This window comes from Mycobacterium sp. BK086 (genome assembly GCA_004362315.1).
In the GTDB taxonomy this organism is placed as follows: Bacteria; Actinomycetota; Actinomycetes; order Mycobacteriales; family Mycobacteriaceae; genus Mycobacterium.
This window is the reverse complement of record SNWL01000010.1, coordinates 215,645-230,474: the sequence shown is the minus strand read 5'-3', so window position 1 is coordinate 230,474 and position 14,830 is coordinate 215,645. Positions and strand designations below refer to the sequence as shown.

The window sequence follows — 14,830 nt, the reverse complement described above, 5'->3', positions numbered from 1 at the left end:
AGACATCCTCGCCATGATCCTCACTCTAGGGACCGCCACGCTGCCTGTGCCGCACCGAAACCCGGGAGATTCTCGTGGTGAGGTGGCCGTCGACGGCCGTAGTTCAACGCCGTTGCGTCTGCCTATGGTGACCACGCCGGGCCCGGTGCCCGGAATCAACGTGGCGGAGGACGGCTGGTGAGCATCGGAGTTCCGGGATACATCGAGGACGTGGTCGAGGACGCCGTGCGCAACGTGGTGGACCTGGTCACCGCCGCCGGAACATTGTTCGCCGGCCGGCATCCGAGCGCTCCGCCCCCACCCGCACACCCCGACCCGCTGGTCGGGACCGCCGCGCCGGCACCGGCGGCACCGCCGGGCTCCGGGGGACTGGTGGAGGGGGCGGGGGCGGCCGGGGACACCTACCGGGGCAGTGTTGCAGCCGCCGCAGGCACCGACGACAAGCTGGCCGCCCAGCTCCAGCAGATCTTCGCCGCAAACCAGGCGGCACGGGACAAGGTGACAGCGATCCTGGCAGAGATTTCAGCCAAACAGCGCGAACTGGGTTCGGGACCGTCAGATCCCGCGTCGCTGACCGCCTTTCAGCGTTTCGTCGATCAGAAGATGGGCGAGATCCAGCAGGTGCTTAGCGATGCCCAGGTCGATGCGGGCATCCAGGCGCAGGTGCTGCACGACCTTGGCGAGGAGTACCACGCGAACACTCCGGACGGATCGGGTCCGTCAGCCGCATCACCGGCCGGCTCGACGAACGACACTGCGGCCGCCCCCGCCGGGGAGGGCGGTACGGACTCCGGCTCGTCGTCACCGCCCCAGCAGCCGGTGGTCGATCCGCTGGCGGGGCTGGGTGGGATCGGGTCGTCGATGGGGATGGATCCCTTGGCGGCGTTGTCCGGGTTGGGTGGTTTGGGCAGCGCGCTGGCCGGGCTCGACGGCCTCGGCTCCGGCCCTGTGGGTGGGTTGGGGTCGGCGCTGGGGTCGCTCGGCCAGCTCGGCGGGCTGTCCCCGGGGTCCGCGGGGGAGCGGGACGCACCGCACGAGGCACCGGTCAACGCGTTTCACGACCAGCCGCCGACGCACCCGGCAGACGCCGTGCCGGCCGCGGAGCCTGCTTCCCGAAGCACCGAGCCGCCGGCGGCTGCCTCGCCGCCACCCGATGCCCAGCCAGCCCCGTCCGCGGCGGCACCGGCGAGCGCCCCGGCGGCCGGCGGTGACCCGCTCCGCGCGGTCGCCCTGCCGGACGGAACGACCGTCGAGGCTCCGGACCCACAGTCCGCTCAGGTCCTGCGCGCCGTCTTGTCGGGCAGCACCGTGACCGACGCATATCACGCGGCCGGCATCGAGCTGGCACCGCCGGGCTCACCGGTCCTGCATCCCGTCGATCCCAGCCAGCTGCAACCCGGGGACATCGCACAATTCGTCTCCCGGCCACCGGTCCTGGTGATAGGTCACGGGAAAATCTGGCTGGATGGCCAATTACAGCCAATTGGTGCACTCGGGGCCAGCAATGATTTCCTAGGCTGGAGCAAGCCGGCGGCATCCACTCCTGCGCCGGCCATGCCAGCCCCGGCCTCCCCGCCTGGGGCGACGCCGAAGGAGTAAGGCAGACATGACGGCCGAGATCGAGGACCGCACCTACGTGGAGGCCTCGCGTGATGGTGCGGTCATGGTGGAGTTGGACCGGCACGGCTATGCCCTGCGGGTGCAGCTCGAACCGCAGGTCAATGCGGACTGGACGGCTGAGCTGCTCGGGGAGCGGCTAGTGCGGCTCTACACCGCGGCGCTAATGCGGGCCCGCTGCGACGAGCGGGCACAGATGAACGAGCGCGGCGCCGACATGGCGCCCACCCCGATCTACCCCGACGCCGACGAGGTCGCCGCCTACCGGGCACGCCACCTCAACTTCTAGAAAACCGACCGGATTCAGCCGATGCACAGCGTGGTGCGCGGCCTCTACGCTCAAGCCAACACCTGACATCGGAGGTCACCATGGACGGGTTGTCACTGGACTATGACGCGTGGGAAGACCACGCCGCCTGGTGGCAGGACGAAGCGCACAACGCCCGCCAGCGCATGCACGTCGACGACGACACCATCGAGTCGGCCCGGGCGGCCTTCGGCAAGATCGGCTCCTCCTCCGTGGGGGCGGCCTACGCCGAGGTACTGGCCGCCCGCCGCGACTGCGGCCAGCGGATGGGTGCCTTCGCCGACGACGTCGCGACCCATATCCGGGCCAGCCTTCAGACCTACCGGGACACCGACGCCGGCGGCGCTCAGGCGCTGACCAGCTAGCGGCACGATGAGTGGCGGCGGGCTGCGGGTCGATCCCGACGGTGTGCACGCGGCGGCGGCTCATGTCGCAGCCGCTGCCGCCGGGACCCTTCCCGCGCTGACCGTCACCCCGTGCGCCGCCGACGCCGCCTCGCACGCCGCGGCTCAACGGCTGGGCACGCGCGCCGCCGCCCTGCTGGCGGCGACCGCGGCCCTCGACGCTGCGACGGCCGCCGCCGGATGGCGACTGTCGACGAATGCGGACATGTATGTGGCGCAGGACATCACGGCTGCCGCGGGGCAGTCGGGAGCCGTCCTGGGTGGCCCGACTGTCGAATCGGGGGCGGCGACATCGCCGGGGGTGGTGCCCCCGGTTGCGGTGGTGAGCACGAGCGGTGTGCAGCCGATGACCGGCAAGCAGGCCGCCGAACTGATCCACGGCGGCTCGACCGCCGGCATGTCAGCGGCGGCAGAGGCTCTTGAGGGGTACGCCGCGCACTGCCTAGAGGCCGCTGCGGACCTGGGTGCCGGCCGTGCGCAGGCGCAGGACAGCTGGTCGTCGGCGGCGGCCGAGAAGGCCGACGGTCATCTATTCGCCTTGTCCGAGGGGTATGCCGGGCAGGCACGGGCTGCACGTGAGCTGGCGGACGAGATGCAATCGCACGCCGATGATTTCGCGCGCGCCCGCGACCGGATCCCGGCGCCGCAGGTTTTCGACGACCTCGAGGCGCGGATCGCGGCGGCGGTCGCGGCTAATGCTCACCCCGGCTCGTTGGGCACTCTCACAAGCCCGATCCATGTTCTGCAGGCCAAGCTCGCTGCCGGTCACCATGACGGGCTGACCGGTTATGCGGGCTACCAGGCTGACACGGACCTCATGGGGGAGCGTGGTGCTACTTCCGGATCTGCTGTGCCGCAGGGTGATCTGGCTTCGGTTGAGGACTCCGACAGCGTGCCGCCGAATGACATTGGGTCGGAGGCGGATCCGGTGGTGGGCGGCGGCGGATTGTCCGCGCCGGTGGAGGAGATGATGCAATCAGTAGTCCCGGCGGTACTCGGCGGCGTGCTGGGTGCAGCCGGGGGCTTCGTGGGTGCGCTCAATGGGGCAGCGCAGCAACTGCAGCAGGTGGGCACGGGACTGGCCGGCGGACTGGCCCAGGGTGCAAGCGGGCTGTTGGGCAACGACACGCCGCGCGGTGATGCCGCCGGGACGAGACGGGGCGATGCCGGCGATGGAGGTGGCCGTGAGGCGGTGGTCTCGGCCGGGGACGGCCCGCAGCCCGGTGATACCGAACCGGCCTCTGCTCCAGGCGCTTTGACGGCCGGGCTCGCGCCGGCGGCCGCGGCCGCCCCGGCGACGGCGTCGCCGGCCACCTTCAGCGCTGGCGTCACTCCCGCGTCGCCGGCTCCCGTGCCGGCTGGTGCGGCAATGCTGCCGCCGATGATGCCGGTCGGCGGTGCCGGCTCCAGCTCTGGAGAGAATGACCAGCGGTTGTATGGTCCGCGGCGGCTGCGGGTGGAAACACCACCCAATGCCGAACCGGTCAAAGGGCGCCGCGAAGCCCGCCGCGGCCGCGCCCAGGAGGCGGGTGACGACTGATGGCCCTGCCCGATGACGAGTACGTCGCCCAGGTGGTGGCCTCCATCGGCCACTGGCGGGCCCGCAACGCCGCCTTCCTCGAGGCCGCCGCCCGCATCGCCCCCGAGCCCGTGCACCAGGCGGTGTCAGCGCGCTTCGACAGCAACGGCACCCTGCTGGAGTTGCAGATCGCCCCGACCGCATTGAGCGACTACACCAACGTCGAGCTGGAAGCCATCATCACCGATGTGCTGCGCCAGACCCGGGCCAGTGTGCACGCTCAGATGATGGCGTTGTTCGAAAAGTATTTGGCTCCTGGGTCTCCCGGGTTTGAGCCGGACATTCTGGGGGTGCCGTTTGTGTCGGCGCCGGAGTAGCGACTGCCTGCCACGGTGGTGCGTTCGCGAGCCGGACACCTCGGATCGCAGACGAGACGGGATCTTGCCGCGCGCGGATCGAACGTTGCCAACCCGCCGAACTGCTAACTCACGACGTGACCAACACGGCCGACGCCTCCAAAGCCAAGGCCGTCTCGTTCGCATCGAGAAAGTCACGGGTTCGATTCCCCTTAGCTCCACCAAAGAGACGATCATCGAACCCTTAACGGTCGAATGGGTCGTCATCGGCAGGACACCCTGACCATCAGGATGTCCTTTCGGGGTGACCGTGGCCGTCGTCAGGATTTCGATCACATCTGTGCGATCAGCGCGGTTGATGAGCGGTTCACCATCAGTTTCGTCCACCAGAATCCGCTCGAAGCACGCCTGGTTGAAGTCGCGTCGGAGGGCGTCGGGCACGCGCTCGTACGCCTCCGCGCACTTGCCAAGGATGTCGAGTACAGCGTCGTAAGCCGCGTTCTGATCGACGCTGGTTGCTTGGAGCGATCCTTGCTGGTGTTCGAGCTGCCCAAGGGTCGACGCGAGTACCTGCTGTTTGTCTCTCGCGATGTCCCGTGGCACCGTCCCGTCCATCGCGAGCTCGGCCCACTTCAGCCGCTCCCGTTTGATATCGCGAATACGTTGTCTCAGATTGCGTAGTTCATTGTTAGCGTGGGACGTGAACGTCAACAGATCGTCGGATAGACCGGCGCGTATCTGCTCGATTGTGTTGAGTGGCAGCTGAGTCCGGTGCCACAGTTCAATCACTGCGTCTTCAATCCTTGAGGCTGCGATGTAGCTGCGGCCGCAGCCGTTTTTGCGATTATGGCGCCCGCCGCAGAGCCAATACGCGTAGCGAGTCCCGAGCTTTCCGGTCGATATGGCATAGATCAATTTGGCACCACACCGAGCGCAGTACAGCGAGCCGGCCAAATAGTGTCGCCTGCGGTATGACCGTTCGCCCGATTGCCGGTGTGCCCCAAGCACATGTTGTACCTGGTCGAAGACCGCGGGATCGACGAGCGGTTCATGGCGGCCGGGGTATTCGATGCCCTCCCAAGTGACTTGCCCGATGTAGTAACGGTTTCGAAGGACCTTGTGCAGCTTGTTCATTGGTAGAGCGCGGGCGGGTCGTTTGGGTGTTGGACGTTGTGTCAGGCCGCGCGCTTCCAACGCCGCAGCAAGTTTCGGTAAACTCCATTCACCGGTCGCATATTGCTGAAACGCCCAAACTATGTGTGGCGCGCGTTCAGAGTCGACACGAATAGTCCGTACTTCGCTGCCGTCCACAGTCTCGCGAACGTTCAGGTATCCAATAGGCGCTATGGTCGGCGTTCCACCGTTCATCGCCTTCTGTCGGCTGCCCTTGCTCACCTCGTGCGCCAGGTTGCGACTATAGAACTCCGCAATGCTGGACATGATGCCGTGGAGAAGGATGCCGCTCGGAGTGGCGTCGATGTTCTCGGTCACGCTGACCAGAATGCTTCCCGCGGCTTGGATCGCAAGGTTGATCTGAACATCGTCTGCGCGGTTGCGTGCTAACCGGTCGATCTTGTGCACGATGACGTAGGTCGTCGGATGCTGGGTGAGATATTCAAGCATCTTTTGGAGCTGATGCCGATCCGCCGACTTCGCAGATTCGCCTGCGTCGACGAATTCCTTTGTGACAGTGGCGGCTAGTGCGTGAGCCTTCCGTTCGCACGCATCACGTTGGGCGGGTATCGAGAACCCCTCGGTGTCGCTTCCGCGCGTCGCTTGCTCCTTGGTACTGACACGCAGATAAATAACAGCGGTAGGGGTGTCAACCTGCATATGGGGAGTCCACCTTCGAAACGGGCCGTTAGATGTGGTCATGCGCAATGCCGGGAATGAGCGCGTGATCGGGTGCTTTGACGGCTACTTTTGACGGCAACGTAGCCGAGCACGTGCGTGTTTGTGCGTGTTCGCAGCTGTCTGACCACTGAGGTGAGCGAGTCTCGCTGCCCTAGCGAAACCTGCCTCTTAAGCAGGGTGTCGAGGGTTCGAGCCCCTCCTGGCCCTCCAGAGATAATCGATGCATTTTCGAACACCAATTCAGTTGTTGACGACTGGATTTGACGGCAACGCGTGCCGTCATCAGCAGTCACGAGCAGCGCTCGACCCACACGGTCGAGCGCTGTTTGTTGTGCGGCGACATCGCCGTGCTGGTACAGCTGAAGCGTGGTCGTGATCTGGGCATGACCCAGGATGAGCTGGACGTCGCGTGGTGGTACGCCGAGGTTCTTGAGCAACGTGGCCGCGGTGTGACGCAGGTAATGGACGGTGATGCGTCGCAGTCCGGCGCGTTCGCGGAGGTCGTGGAAGTGATTGACGAAGTTGCGCGGCCATATCGGAGTGCGATCCGTGCTGAGAAAGACGAGATCTGATGATGCGTCTTCCGCCTCGCTGGCCGCTTGGAGCTCGCTCAGCGCGGCCCGAACGGGCGCAAGCAGCGGGAGGTCACGCTTGCCGGCGTTGGTCGTGACCGGGCCGACCTGGAGTGCATTGCCCACCTGCTGCAGCTGCTGGGTGATGTGGAGTTGGTTGGTATCCCAATTGATGTCGCACCACCGCAGGCCGAGCACTTCGCCGCGGCGCATGCCATACACGATGAGGAGCAGGAAGGCCGCGTAGAGTCGATCTGCAAATGCCGACGTAAGGAAATGGCGCGCTTCTTCGGCTGTCCACGGGGTGAGATCCTTACGTTCCCAGGTCGGCAAGGTCACGAGCCGGGCCACATTGCGAAAGACGAGTTCCTCGCGCATGGCACGGGTGAGTGCGGCACTCAGGACGGTGCGGGTCAGTTGCACGAGGCGAACCGAGTTACCCTGGGCGAGTTGCTCATTGAACATATGCTGCAGCGTCGTCACTGACAGTTCGGTCAGCCGCCGTGTTCCGAGACGTGGTTTGAGATGGATACGAACGATCGACTCGTACAGCTCGAGTGTCTTCGGGCGCAGCGTGAGCGGCGCGACCTCACTCAGCCAGTAGTCGAGGTACCGACTGGTCGTCTATCCGACGTCACTGACCGGTATGTTGCGGTCAGCGTCGGACAGGCGAGCGGTCAGTTTGGCACGTGCTTCATCCTTGGTTTTTCCATAGATGCGAATGCGTTTCCGCTTGCCGCTGGCGGTCGGGACGTAGGCGGCGCCTTCCCACCGCCCGTCTTTGCGGCGGTAGAGCGTGCCCTCGCCGTTGGCATGCCCGCTGGTCATGTTGTGCTCCCGTAGCCGCTCACTGAGCCGATGAAGGCGTTCAGCTCGGGTTGCGAAACAAAGCGGCGACGGCCGATCGTGACGGTGCGCAATCGATTTTGGTGGATCAGCTCGTAGAAGCTCCAGCGACTGATACGCAGACGCGCGCAGGCTTCGGGCACGGTCAACAGCGTTGCCTCATCGGTTCCGGCGGTCTGACTTGCGAGCAGCCGCTGTGCGATGCCGTCGTCGATGGTGTGGCCGTCGGCGAGCGCCAGAGCCGCATGGCCAATTGCGCGAAGTACCTCGCGCGCCTGCGCATCCCGCATCGGGGCAACCGAATTCACGATTGCCCTCCGTGGTCGGCGAGATGGTCAGGCGACTGGTTGGTGCACTCTGGACAGCTTTCGTCAGTATCCGTGCGGTTGTTGTACGCGTGCAGGATCTTGGTGACGTGGCGGGCGATATGTCGGATGACGGCATCAGGTAAGTGCTGGTACTTGACGCGAAGATAGGTACTGACCGTTGGGAGATCACCAGCAGGCAGCCAACCGATGGTGGTGAACAGGTCGGTCCTGGTGATGTCGAGCGCGTCCGTGATTGCGAGCAGACGGTCGATGCGCGTGTTCGAGATAAGCCCCTGCTCAATTCGCCACATCATGGTGGGGGAGATATCGGCACGGCGGGCGACCTCATTCACACTGAGCTGCAACTGATTGCGCTTGACCATGATCAGATTCGTGAGATGGGCGGTTTCTTCCGGAGTCACGATACCTGGACTTACCTGGGAGGCTGCGGGTCAGCGGGCGATTTCGACGGCCGCGAACGCCTTGCGGACCTCCGACGAATCGGTGCTGATTCTCAATCAATGGCGCAACGACAACGCGACGACCGCTGGACGGCTCGGCGGAACCTACGCAGTGATGGAGGACATTAACGGGAGATTCATGCACGAGAGCCTTGCTGCGCTCGAAGGATCCGACCCACAGGAATATGCCTTGTGGCTCGCCAGGTTTGCCAAACAATGCTTGTCCGGATTTGGGGAAATCAACCAACCCCTCCTCCGGCGGCTTGAGCGGGGTCAGAGTTTTCAGGGGCTCAGTCGACCTGGACTCGTGGCAACGTTGTCCGTGATTGAGTGGCTTACTGCAAACCCATCGTTGCCAAATCTCGCGCGTGCGATGAAAGCGATCGAATCCGCCAAAGAAGGCAGGCTTTACTGTATTGAAGCCTGGCGCGATACGCTCGCCGCCATAGAAGCCGTCGCCCTCAATCCTGGTCATAGCATGCATGACACGCTTTCGATGATCCGAGACAAACTGCGCTACACCGGGCGGAGGCGGCATCAGCGTGTCGTCTCTCGAACTCTTCTCGTAAAGGGTCTCGAGTACGACCACGCAATCATCTGCGATGCTGACAACATTGGAAGTGTTCGCAATCTTTATGTCGCAATGACTCGGCCCCGAAAGACATTGACGATACTGAGTCGATCGCCAGTCATCCGGCTTCGCTGATCACCTGATTTCATGCCAGGTATTGGTGGACGCGGAGATCCCAAACCTATCGGCTACATCAGGTTTGGAGGTTCATTGATGAAGTTGTCACCCCTCCACGACGCGAAACACCATCTGGCCCAGTCGCGGAGGTCGCTGGTGTCGGATGTTAACGGCGCAATGTCCTCTTCAAATTCTGTGAGTTTAGCGACAGCAATTGTGTGTATAGCTGCGCGCCGGACTGAAAGGCTCAAGTCTGAAAGTGCATAGGTGAGGACCTGTGTGATTCCGTTAAAGTCTCTATATCGTTCATTGCCGGGATACGACAACACATCGCCGATGGCCCAGATTGCACGTGCGTTAATGAACTGACCAAACTTTGGATGTGTGGCATCAAGTAGTAGCGGAAGTGAGCGGTAGTAACGCATCCCTCCGAGGATTTCAAGGCAGCCCTCGATCAACGCCGGGTGATGCTTTGTGTGATTTTTTAGGACCCCGCCCTTCTCCAAGATTAGCGAGATTGTCTGTACCACTGCATCAACGACGTCTGGCCCGGCGGCACGGAACATATCAATAGCTGCCTGGATCCGCACTATCCCTGGATGGATAATTGCTTCGTGCAACGCGTCAAGCAGCCGCAGTCTTATATCAGGGCCAACCTTAGACAAATTGTCGACGCTTGTGATGATCGATTGATCATCTTCATTATAATTTCGCAACGTATAGCGTGAAAGGACTTTGTCAGTCGCGGGATAAGAATCAAGGGGCCACGTAAAGACGCCCGGTGACCCCCGCTGTTATCTTGAAGAAAGGCATCGAAAGTTGACGGGCTGGTCTCGCCCCACTCCCGATAGGAAGGCGCTCCCTGGGTGTGACCTAGGAGTTGGGCCACAACGTCCGTCAATACCGGGTCGTCTCGAAGGTCTGACAAGGCGGCCTCAAACCGCGATTGGAATAGCGATGGTTGTCGAATCGCGGGTTCACAGCTTGCCCAAAGGGCGAACCGCCTCCACCGAGGAGACAGCGTCGCGTCATACGCGATCGCAACCAGGGTGCTCGCTGCATGGACGCTGCTTGGGTTCTCGTTATCGAGTGCGACGCGGCGCAGCAGTCGCAGATGTCCAGTGCAGGCGGCGGGTATGTCTGGCGAGATGTCTTCTCGCAGATTTAGCGCTACTCGTGTGTAATCGGCGATGAGCTGGCGAGAATCGCCTGCAGTTCTACCCGTAGGTTCCCTTCGTAATGCGCCGTCAGCGGCACGGCCGAGCCAAAGTCCAAGAGGCGAGACTTCAATGAACTCGGCGACGTGTTCTGACACAACTGCGCCAAGACGGGCGATAGTTGTAAGTGCCTCGGCGGCATATCCCATACTGCCTGATCCCACACGGCAGAGTGCAAATGCGAGATTTCGCACGGAGGTTGGCGATAAGTCATGACTCTTTGAAACAATTTCATCTCCGCGCTCGATTACGTATTGGTATAGTGTAAGTAATCATCATTTTTGAACGATCATTTTAACACCTTTATGATACTTCCATATCTGTTAAGGGTCAAAAAAATGAATACAAAAAAGCATTCAAAAATAGTGATTACTTACACCCTGATGATCGCGCTCCGGCCCCACCATCGATGAAATAACCAACGGTGTGGGTTGTCTGCTCGTCGCGCAGTCAAGATCCCACCTACTCCGATAGTCGAACGAATGGTCAACTGATGGCGCGATGGTAAGTGGTGAGGATGGTGTAGCCCTTGTGCGGTCCGGATACTTCCATATTTATCGTGAACCGGTCGTCAGCGGAAAAGTTGTAATAGCCAGCGTACGTGTCAGGGCCACATAGGTGCACATCGGTCGCAACTCGTCCCTCCGCGAATCGCAGGACGTGAAGCGGACGGTCGTAGTTGTGGTCTGCGAAACAGACTCTGATTTGGTTCTGATCCAAGCGATAGTAGTACTCCCGATACACCGGAACGGTGTTCTCGCCGGTGACAGTGAGCAGACCGTCTTCACGATAGTGCAGTAGTGCAGGGCCGAGATACCGAAAACACGCGGTTCCGCTCATGCGCTCTCCGCTGGACAGAACTCGATTCAGTGCCCACTTTCCCCGCAGACTGTTGAACAATTGCTGTGGACTGAAGTCTTTGCCGCTGGCCATGATCATGGGCTTACGAGGAGGGCCCGCGCCGATTCGCCATACGGTACACCGACTCCAATTGTGATGCAGCGAATTCACGGCGATTCTTTGGACCTCGAAGCCGATACTGTGCGGCGATAACTGGACCATTCCAAGTGGCCGTGTGGTATTCATCGGAAGGTTCGAGATTCGGCAGCACATCAAGTTCTTTCGCGATGCTATCCGCTAGACCGATGTAATCATGGGGGAACTGGGGCCTCGGGCGTGCCCTGCGTATTTGCCGCTCCTCTTCAAGTCCATCCCTCATCAGCGGTTCAACAGGAAGGGTCAGTTCGTCGGCGAGCACCGCCGCAGCCCATCGAGCCTGCAATTCCAATACGGCGAAAAACGGACCGCGGTAAAGGCCGACAAACGCCATGCGCGGTATATTAGGATGGAATGTGCACTTGTAGAGAAACACCGGCTGCAAAAGATTGTTAGGCGCGTATCGTAACAGCAGCCGCAGTCGTTTGGAGAGGAAAGAAAGGTCCGGGTGGTAGCCCGTGCACCACAGTACGGTTGTGCCCGTCAGCTGCGACCCGGTATCGAGCACAAGCGCCGCGGGCTCGAGCCGCGCTACGCGGCCGGGCTCGAAGCGCACTTTGCCGGCCCGGAGTCGTTCCGGGAGATGATCTCCGGGCAGGACGAAGACTGGCGCGGTCGATTCTGGATCAATCCATAGCCGGCGGTCGAGAAGCCCAGGGTTGGCTCCCAAGGTGTCGTAGTAGCGATTCGTCCGCCGATTGGCCTCTTCGGGCGACAGCCCAGATCGATCCTGTTGTTCGCGCCGCGTGAAGCCGACGAGGTCTGCCGGCACACCATCCTGCAAGCGAGGTATAAGCCAAGGCGAGCGTCCGACAACGACCGTAACTTGTCGGCCTGACTCTGAGACCTCTGCAGCAATCTCGCCACCGCTGAAAGACAGTCCCACTATTAGAACCGGACCACGAGGCAGACCCGACGCTGACTGGTATTGACTGCTATGCATGCTGGACCCGGCGAACCTCCCCGGCAGTTGGGGTACGCGAGGTCGGGAAAACACTCCTGAGGCAACGATCACAGCATCGAAACGTTCGTCCCTTGGACCCTCCGGACCAAGAGATGACACCGTCCAACTTTGACCGTGGCGTCGCACGGCGACAACTTCGCTACCAAGTCGCAGATATTTGACAAGACCAAATTGCTGCGCGTAACGCCCGAGATAGTCGGCCACTTCGTCGCGGTAAGGAAAGTCGCGCGTACCAGGCGGCCACGGGAGGTCTGAGAACGCACACAGCGGATATGAGAGATTGGTGGACATACCTGGCCATGCCAATCCGTCGTGTCGCCATACCCCGCCTATCGTCTGCGCTTTTTCGAACACTGTGGGTCGCAGGTCGTAGTCTGCTGCCGCCTTGGCTGCGGCCAATCCGCCGGGACCTGCCCCTATTACTGCGACGGTGCGAGCCGAACTGCTCATTGACCCGTTTCCAGCATTCGCCGATGGCCGATACCGGGGTTCCGATGTCGATTCGCGATTCTGTGATCTGAACTGCTGATGTTTAGGCGTGACACGTCGTCGAGGCTAATGGGGCAGCTACGTTTCCGTGCGCTTTGGACCCAGGAATGTTCTGTGTCAATAGTTTCAGCGGTCCATCGGTTGCCCGTCGTGCTGCGTTGGATCGGCGAGGGGCAGCTCACAAGTATAGAGCTATCCGCACAGAGCGTTCGCCGACCAGGATGGTGGGCTGGGGAGATGGATGGATGAGAGTGGTGTCATGGGCGCGGGTGTACGAGCAAATGGTTGGCGCCCTGCGTCTTTGGTACCAGGTGGCGAACTCAACGCCGACCTTGCGGGTAAAGGGTCAAGTACGCACCCGCGTGTCGCCACTGCGCATAGTCAGCATCATCGAAACGAAGATATCGAAGAAACTTGAGGTGCAGTGAACGGCCCGGCGGTGTTGTGGGTCGACCTGGTCCGTGGCCGTCCCTACGACAACGGTTTCATCAAATGGTTCAATTTTTGCAGCGCCGAGCTCAGTCATGTCACCCCTGATTTTGGTTGATAATCTTATACATAGCGACCAGACGTTGGTTGACTCCCGGCCGCTGATTGTATTCATCCTGACCGGTCGGACGAGGAGCGTAAATGCCAATTAACGGAGAGTGGTACAACGAGATAGGATCCAAAGTCACATTGAATCTAGCCGACCCGAAAGATCAGCGTCAGGTTAGCGGCTCTTACCAGACTAATGTCGGAAAGGCTACGAACAGGACATTTCCACTCACTGGTAGGTGCGATGATGCACAGTTGTCTGACCAGGTCATTGCATGGGTCGTAGTCTGGGACCCGCCAGACACGGGCGACGACGGGGACCCAGTTCGCAAGCCTTCTATAACAGCTTGGGCAGGCCAATATCACGTAGTCCAAGAAATTGAGTTCATTACGACCACCTGGCTTCTGACTGGTATGACGCAAGCAGCCGATGATTGGGAGTCAACTAACGTCAGTGTGGATATCTTCTTCAGAGATCCGCCGACACCGGAAATGCTCCGGCTTGCAACGAGATTTGGTAAAGCTGCCCCCAGTGTCAACCCGCCAATCGCAAACCCGGGAGCGTAGTCAGAGGGAAATTGGCAGGTGGCACCGAATGGCGCCGGTGCTGTGCTCAGATCGGCGACAGCGGGTACAGGGTTAGGCATCTGCAGGTACTGCTCAACTCCGACTACCCGGCGCATCCACACCTTACCGTGGGCGGCGATTTCGAGCCCCAGGCTGGATCACTAGTCCGCGAATTCTATTGTCGTGCAGTATTTCTCGTCACCGGTGTCGTCAATGCGGTGACATTGCAACAGCTGGGTGCCAGCTTCGCGCTGACCTAACTGCCGAGTTTGCGCCGTGAAATCGGCCTAAGCTCGACGGATGCGCTCGACCCTTGCATCGCTTGCGGCGATGTACGGGATCGCGGAGATTCCCCTGACCAGCCTTCCTGTCACCAGTGAGATACGCGACCATTTTGTTCGTGCGCGGTCCGACGTTGTCGGGGGCCTCGTCCCCATCGGCAACGGCGCGGTCATCGTCGAGAATGATTCGCATCCACCGGTTCGGCGTCGATCGACGATGGGTCACAAACTGGCACATGTGTTCGGCGAGCACAAGTCCGACACGAGCCTCGTCAACGAGCGGGGCTGCCGGATCGCGAACCAAGTTCAGGACGAGGAAGCGGCCGAGATCGCCGACGAGTTACTCGCCCCATTCGAATCCGCCAAGCTGCTCGCCCGGCGGAAGGCAACTAATGAAGAGATCGCACTCCAATTCGGTGTAAGCACTGATCTGGCCCGCTGGCGTATGGACGCGACCGGCGCGCGCCTCATTGCGCGGCGCCAGGCGTCCGCACGGAGCCGGGTCAGCGGGCAATAGTACGAGTTCGCAGATGCGTCTACTCAGCTAAGCGAGAGTGGCGTCTAGATGTACCTAGACCCGCTCGAGCAATCGCGTCAGCACCTGGGTTTTGTAGCCACAACGGCTCATGTTCAAGAAACTCACCTCGACAGACGGTTCAGCCGATCGGCCGTCTGCGGGCTAAGCAGTTCTCCCATGAGGCCAACCTCAGGGCAACTGCGGCGGCGGCTTGAATCCGACTCGAATTGGCTGAATGGCTCATGCGACTGTGCTACTGCGCCCAGCGGGCGTGCGCAAAATCATCGAACGCGCAGAAACAGGTCTATTGCGCGCTCGATTTGCACCGAG

The 14,830-nt window shown here is 61.6% G+C and carries 15 protein-coding genes, 1 tRNA gene and 1 pseudogene; 8 read left to right on the top strand and 9 right to left on the bottom strand.

Translation table 11 applies throughout. The features are described from left to right. Window positions 1-177 precede the first annotated feature (177 nt). The 4 genes from EV580_RS32930 (at window position 178) to EV580_RS32915 (ending at window position 3,868) form a co-directional block, all read left to right on the top strand. Complete coding sequence (locus tag EV580_RS32930) at window positions 178-1,599, top strand: DUF4226 domain-containing protein (RefSeq protein WP_166654999.1); 1,422 nt, start codon at window positions 178-180, stop codon at window positions 1,597-1,599. A gap of 7 nt (window positions 1,600-1,606) precedes the next feature. Beyond that, the gene (locus EV580_RS32925; RefSeq protein WP_133697064.1) at window positions 1,607-1,906 is read left to right on the top strand and encodes a hypothetical protein; all 300 of its coding nucleotides are present in this window, start codon (window positions 1,607-1,609) and stop codon (window positions 1,904-1,906) included. 80 nt (window positions 1,907-1,986) lie between these two features. Continuing rightward, window positions 1,987-2,289, top strand: coding sequence for a type VII secretion target (locus EV580_RS32920; RefSeq protein WP_133697062.1), 303 nt, complete (start codon window positions 1,987-1,989; stop codon window positions 2,287-2,289). 7 nt (window positions 2,290-2,296) lie between these two features. Then, window positions 2,297-3,868 carry a hypothetical protein gene (locus tag EV580_RS32915; RefSeq protein WP_133697060.1) on the top strand — a complete coding sequence of 524 codons (1,572 nt, stop codon included), beginning with the start codon at window positions 2,297-2,299 and terminating at the stop codon, window positions 3,866-3,868. 125 nt (window positions 3,869-3,993) lie between these two features. Here the strand turns inward: EV580_RS32915 and EV580_RS32905 are convergent, their stop codons facing one another. Beyond that, window positions 3,994-6,036, bottom strand: coding sequence for a recombinase family protein (locus EV580_RS32905; RefSeq protein ID WP_166654998.1), 2,043 nt, complete (start codon window positions 6,034-6,036; stop codon window positions 3,994-3,996). Between the two features lie 155 nt (window positions 6,037-6,191). On the opposite strand from EV580_RS32905, the gene EV580_RS32900 reads away from it, so the two are divergent. Next, window positions 6,192-6,267, top strand: a tRNA-Lys gene (locus EV580_RS32900). Between the two features lie 194 nt (window positions 6,268-6,461). On the opposite strand, the pseudogene EV580_RS34585 reads toward EV580_RS32900, so the two are convergent. The 4 genes and pseudogenes from EV580_RS34585 to EV580_RS32870 all read right to left on the bottom strand — a co-directional run. Continuing rightward, a pseudogene (locus EV580_RS34585) lies at window positions 6,462-7,202 on the bottom strand (tyrosine-type recombinase/integrase); the annotation flags it as partial. A 51-nt stretch (window positions 7,203-7,253) separates the two neighbouring features. Then, on the bottom strand, window positions 7,254-7,457 hold the full coding sequence (locus EV580_RS32880) for a hypothetical protein (protein ID WP_133697053.1): 204 nt from the start codon (window positions 7,455-7,457) through the stop codon (window positions 7,254-7,256). Next, a complete protein-coding gene (locus EV580_RS32875; RefSeq protein WP_133697051.1) occupies window positions 7,454-7,765 on the bottom strand; it encodes a helix-turn-helix domain-containing protein in 312 nt (103 codons plus the stop codon). Before EV580_RS32875 ends, EV580_RS32880 begins: the two co-directional genes overlap by 4 nt. Window positions 7,766-7,779: 14 nt before the next feature. Beyond that, entirely contained in the window at window positions 7,780-8,205 is a 426-nt protein-coding gene (locus EV580_RS32870; RefSeq protein WP_133697050.1) for a helix-turn-helix domain-containing protein, read from the bottom strand. Between the two features lie 82 nt (window positions 8,206-8,287). On the opposite strand from EV580_RS32870, the gene EV580_RS32865 reads away from it, so the two are divergent. Continuing rightward, a complete protein-coding gene (locus EV580_RS32865) occupies window positions 8,288-8,950 on the top strand; it encodes a hypothetical protein (protein ID WP_133697048.1) in 663 nt (220 codons plus the stop codon). A 53-nt stretch (window positions 8,951-9,003) separates the two neighbouring features. Here the strand turns inward: EV580_RS32865 and EV580_RS32860 are convergent, their stop codons facing one another. The 4 genes from EV580_RS32860 to EV580_RS32845 all read right to left on the bottom strand — a co-directional run bounded on the left by EV580_RS32860 (window position 9,004) and on the right by EV580_RS32845 (window position 13,124). Then, window positions 9,004-9,597, bottom strand: coding sequence for a hypothetical protein (locus EV580_RS32860; protein WP_133697046.1), 594 nt, complete (start codon window positions 9,595-9,597; stop codon window positions 9,004-9,006). Between the two features lie 1,038 nt (window positions 9,598-10,635). Beyond that, complete coding sequence (locus tag EV580_RS32855; RefSeq protein WP_208114687.1) at window positions 10,636-11,088, bottom strand: DUF6314 family protein; 453 nt, start codon at window positions 11,086-11,088, stop codon at window positions 10,636-10,638. Between the two features lie 4 nt (window positions 11,089-11,092). Further along, a complete protein-coding gene (locus EV580_RS32850; RefSeq protein ID WP_133697045.1) occupies window positions 11,093-12,559 on the bottom strand; it encodes a flavin-containing monooxygenase in 1,467 nt (488 codons plus the stop codon). Between the two features lie 385 nt (window positions 12,560-12,944). Further along, window positions 12,945-13,124, bottom strand: a complete 180-nt coding sequence (locus tag EV580_RS32845) for a hypothetical protein (RefSeq protein ID WP_133697043.1) — start codon at window positions 13,122-13,124, stop codon at window positions 12,945-12,947. Window positions 13,125-13,228: 104 nt separating this feature from the next. Here EV580_RS32845 and EV580_RS34580 point away from each other — a divergent pair, with 104 nt between their 5' ends. After that, window positions 13,229-13,702, top strand: coding sequence for an avidin/streptavidin family protein (locus tag EV580_RS34580; RefSeq protein ID WP_133697041.1), 474 nt, complete (start codon window positions 13,229-13,231; stop codon window positions 13,700-13,702). Window positions 13,703-14,002: 300 nt separating this feature from the next. After that, window positions 14,003-14,500 carry an ImmA/IrrE family metallo-endopeptidase gene (locus EV580_RS32835; protein WP_133697040.1) on the top strand — a complete coding sequence of 166 codons (498 nt, stop codon included), beginning with the start codon at window positions 14,003-14,005 and terminating at the stop codon, window positions 14,498-14,500. Window positions 14,501-14,830 lie beyond the last annotated feature (330 nt).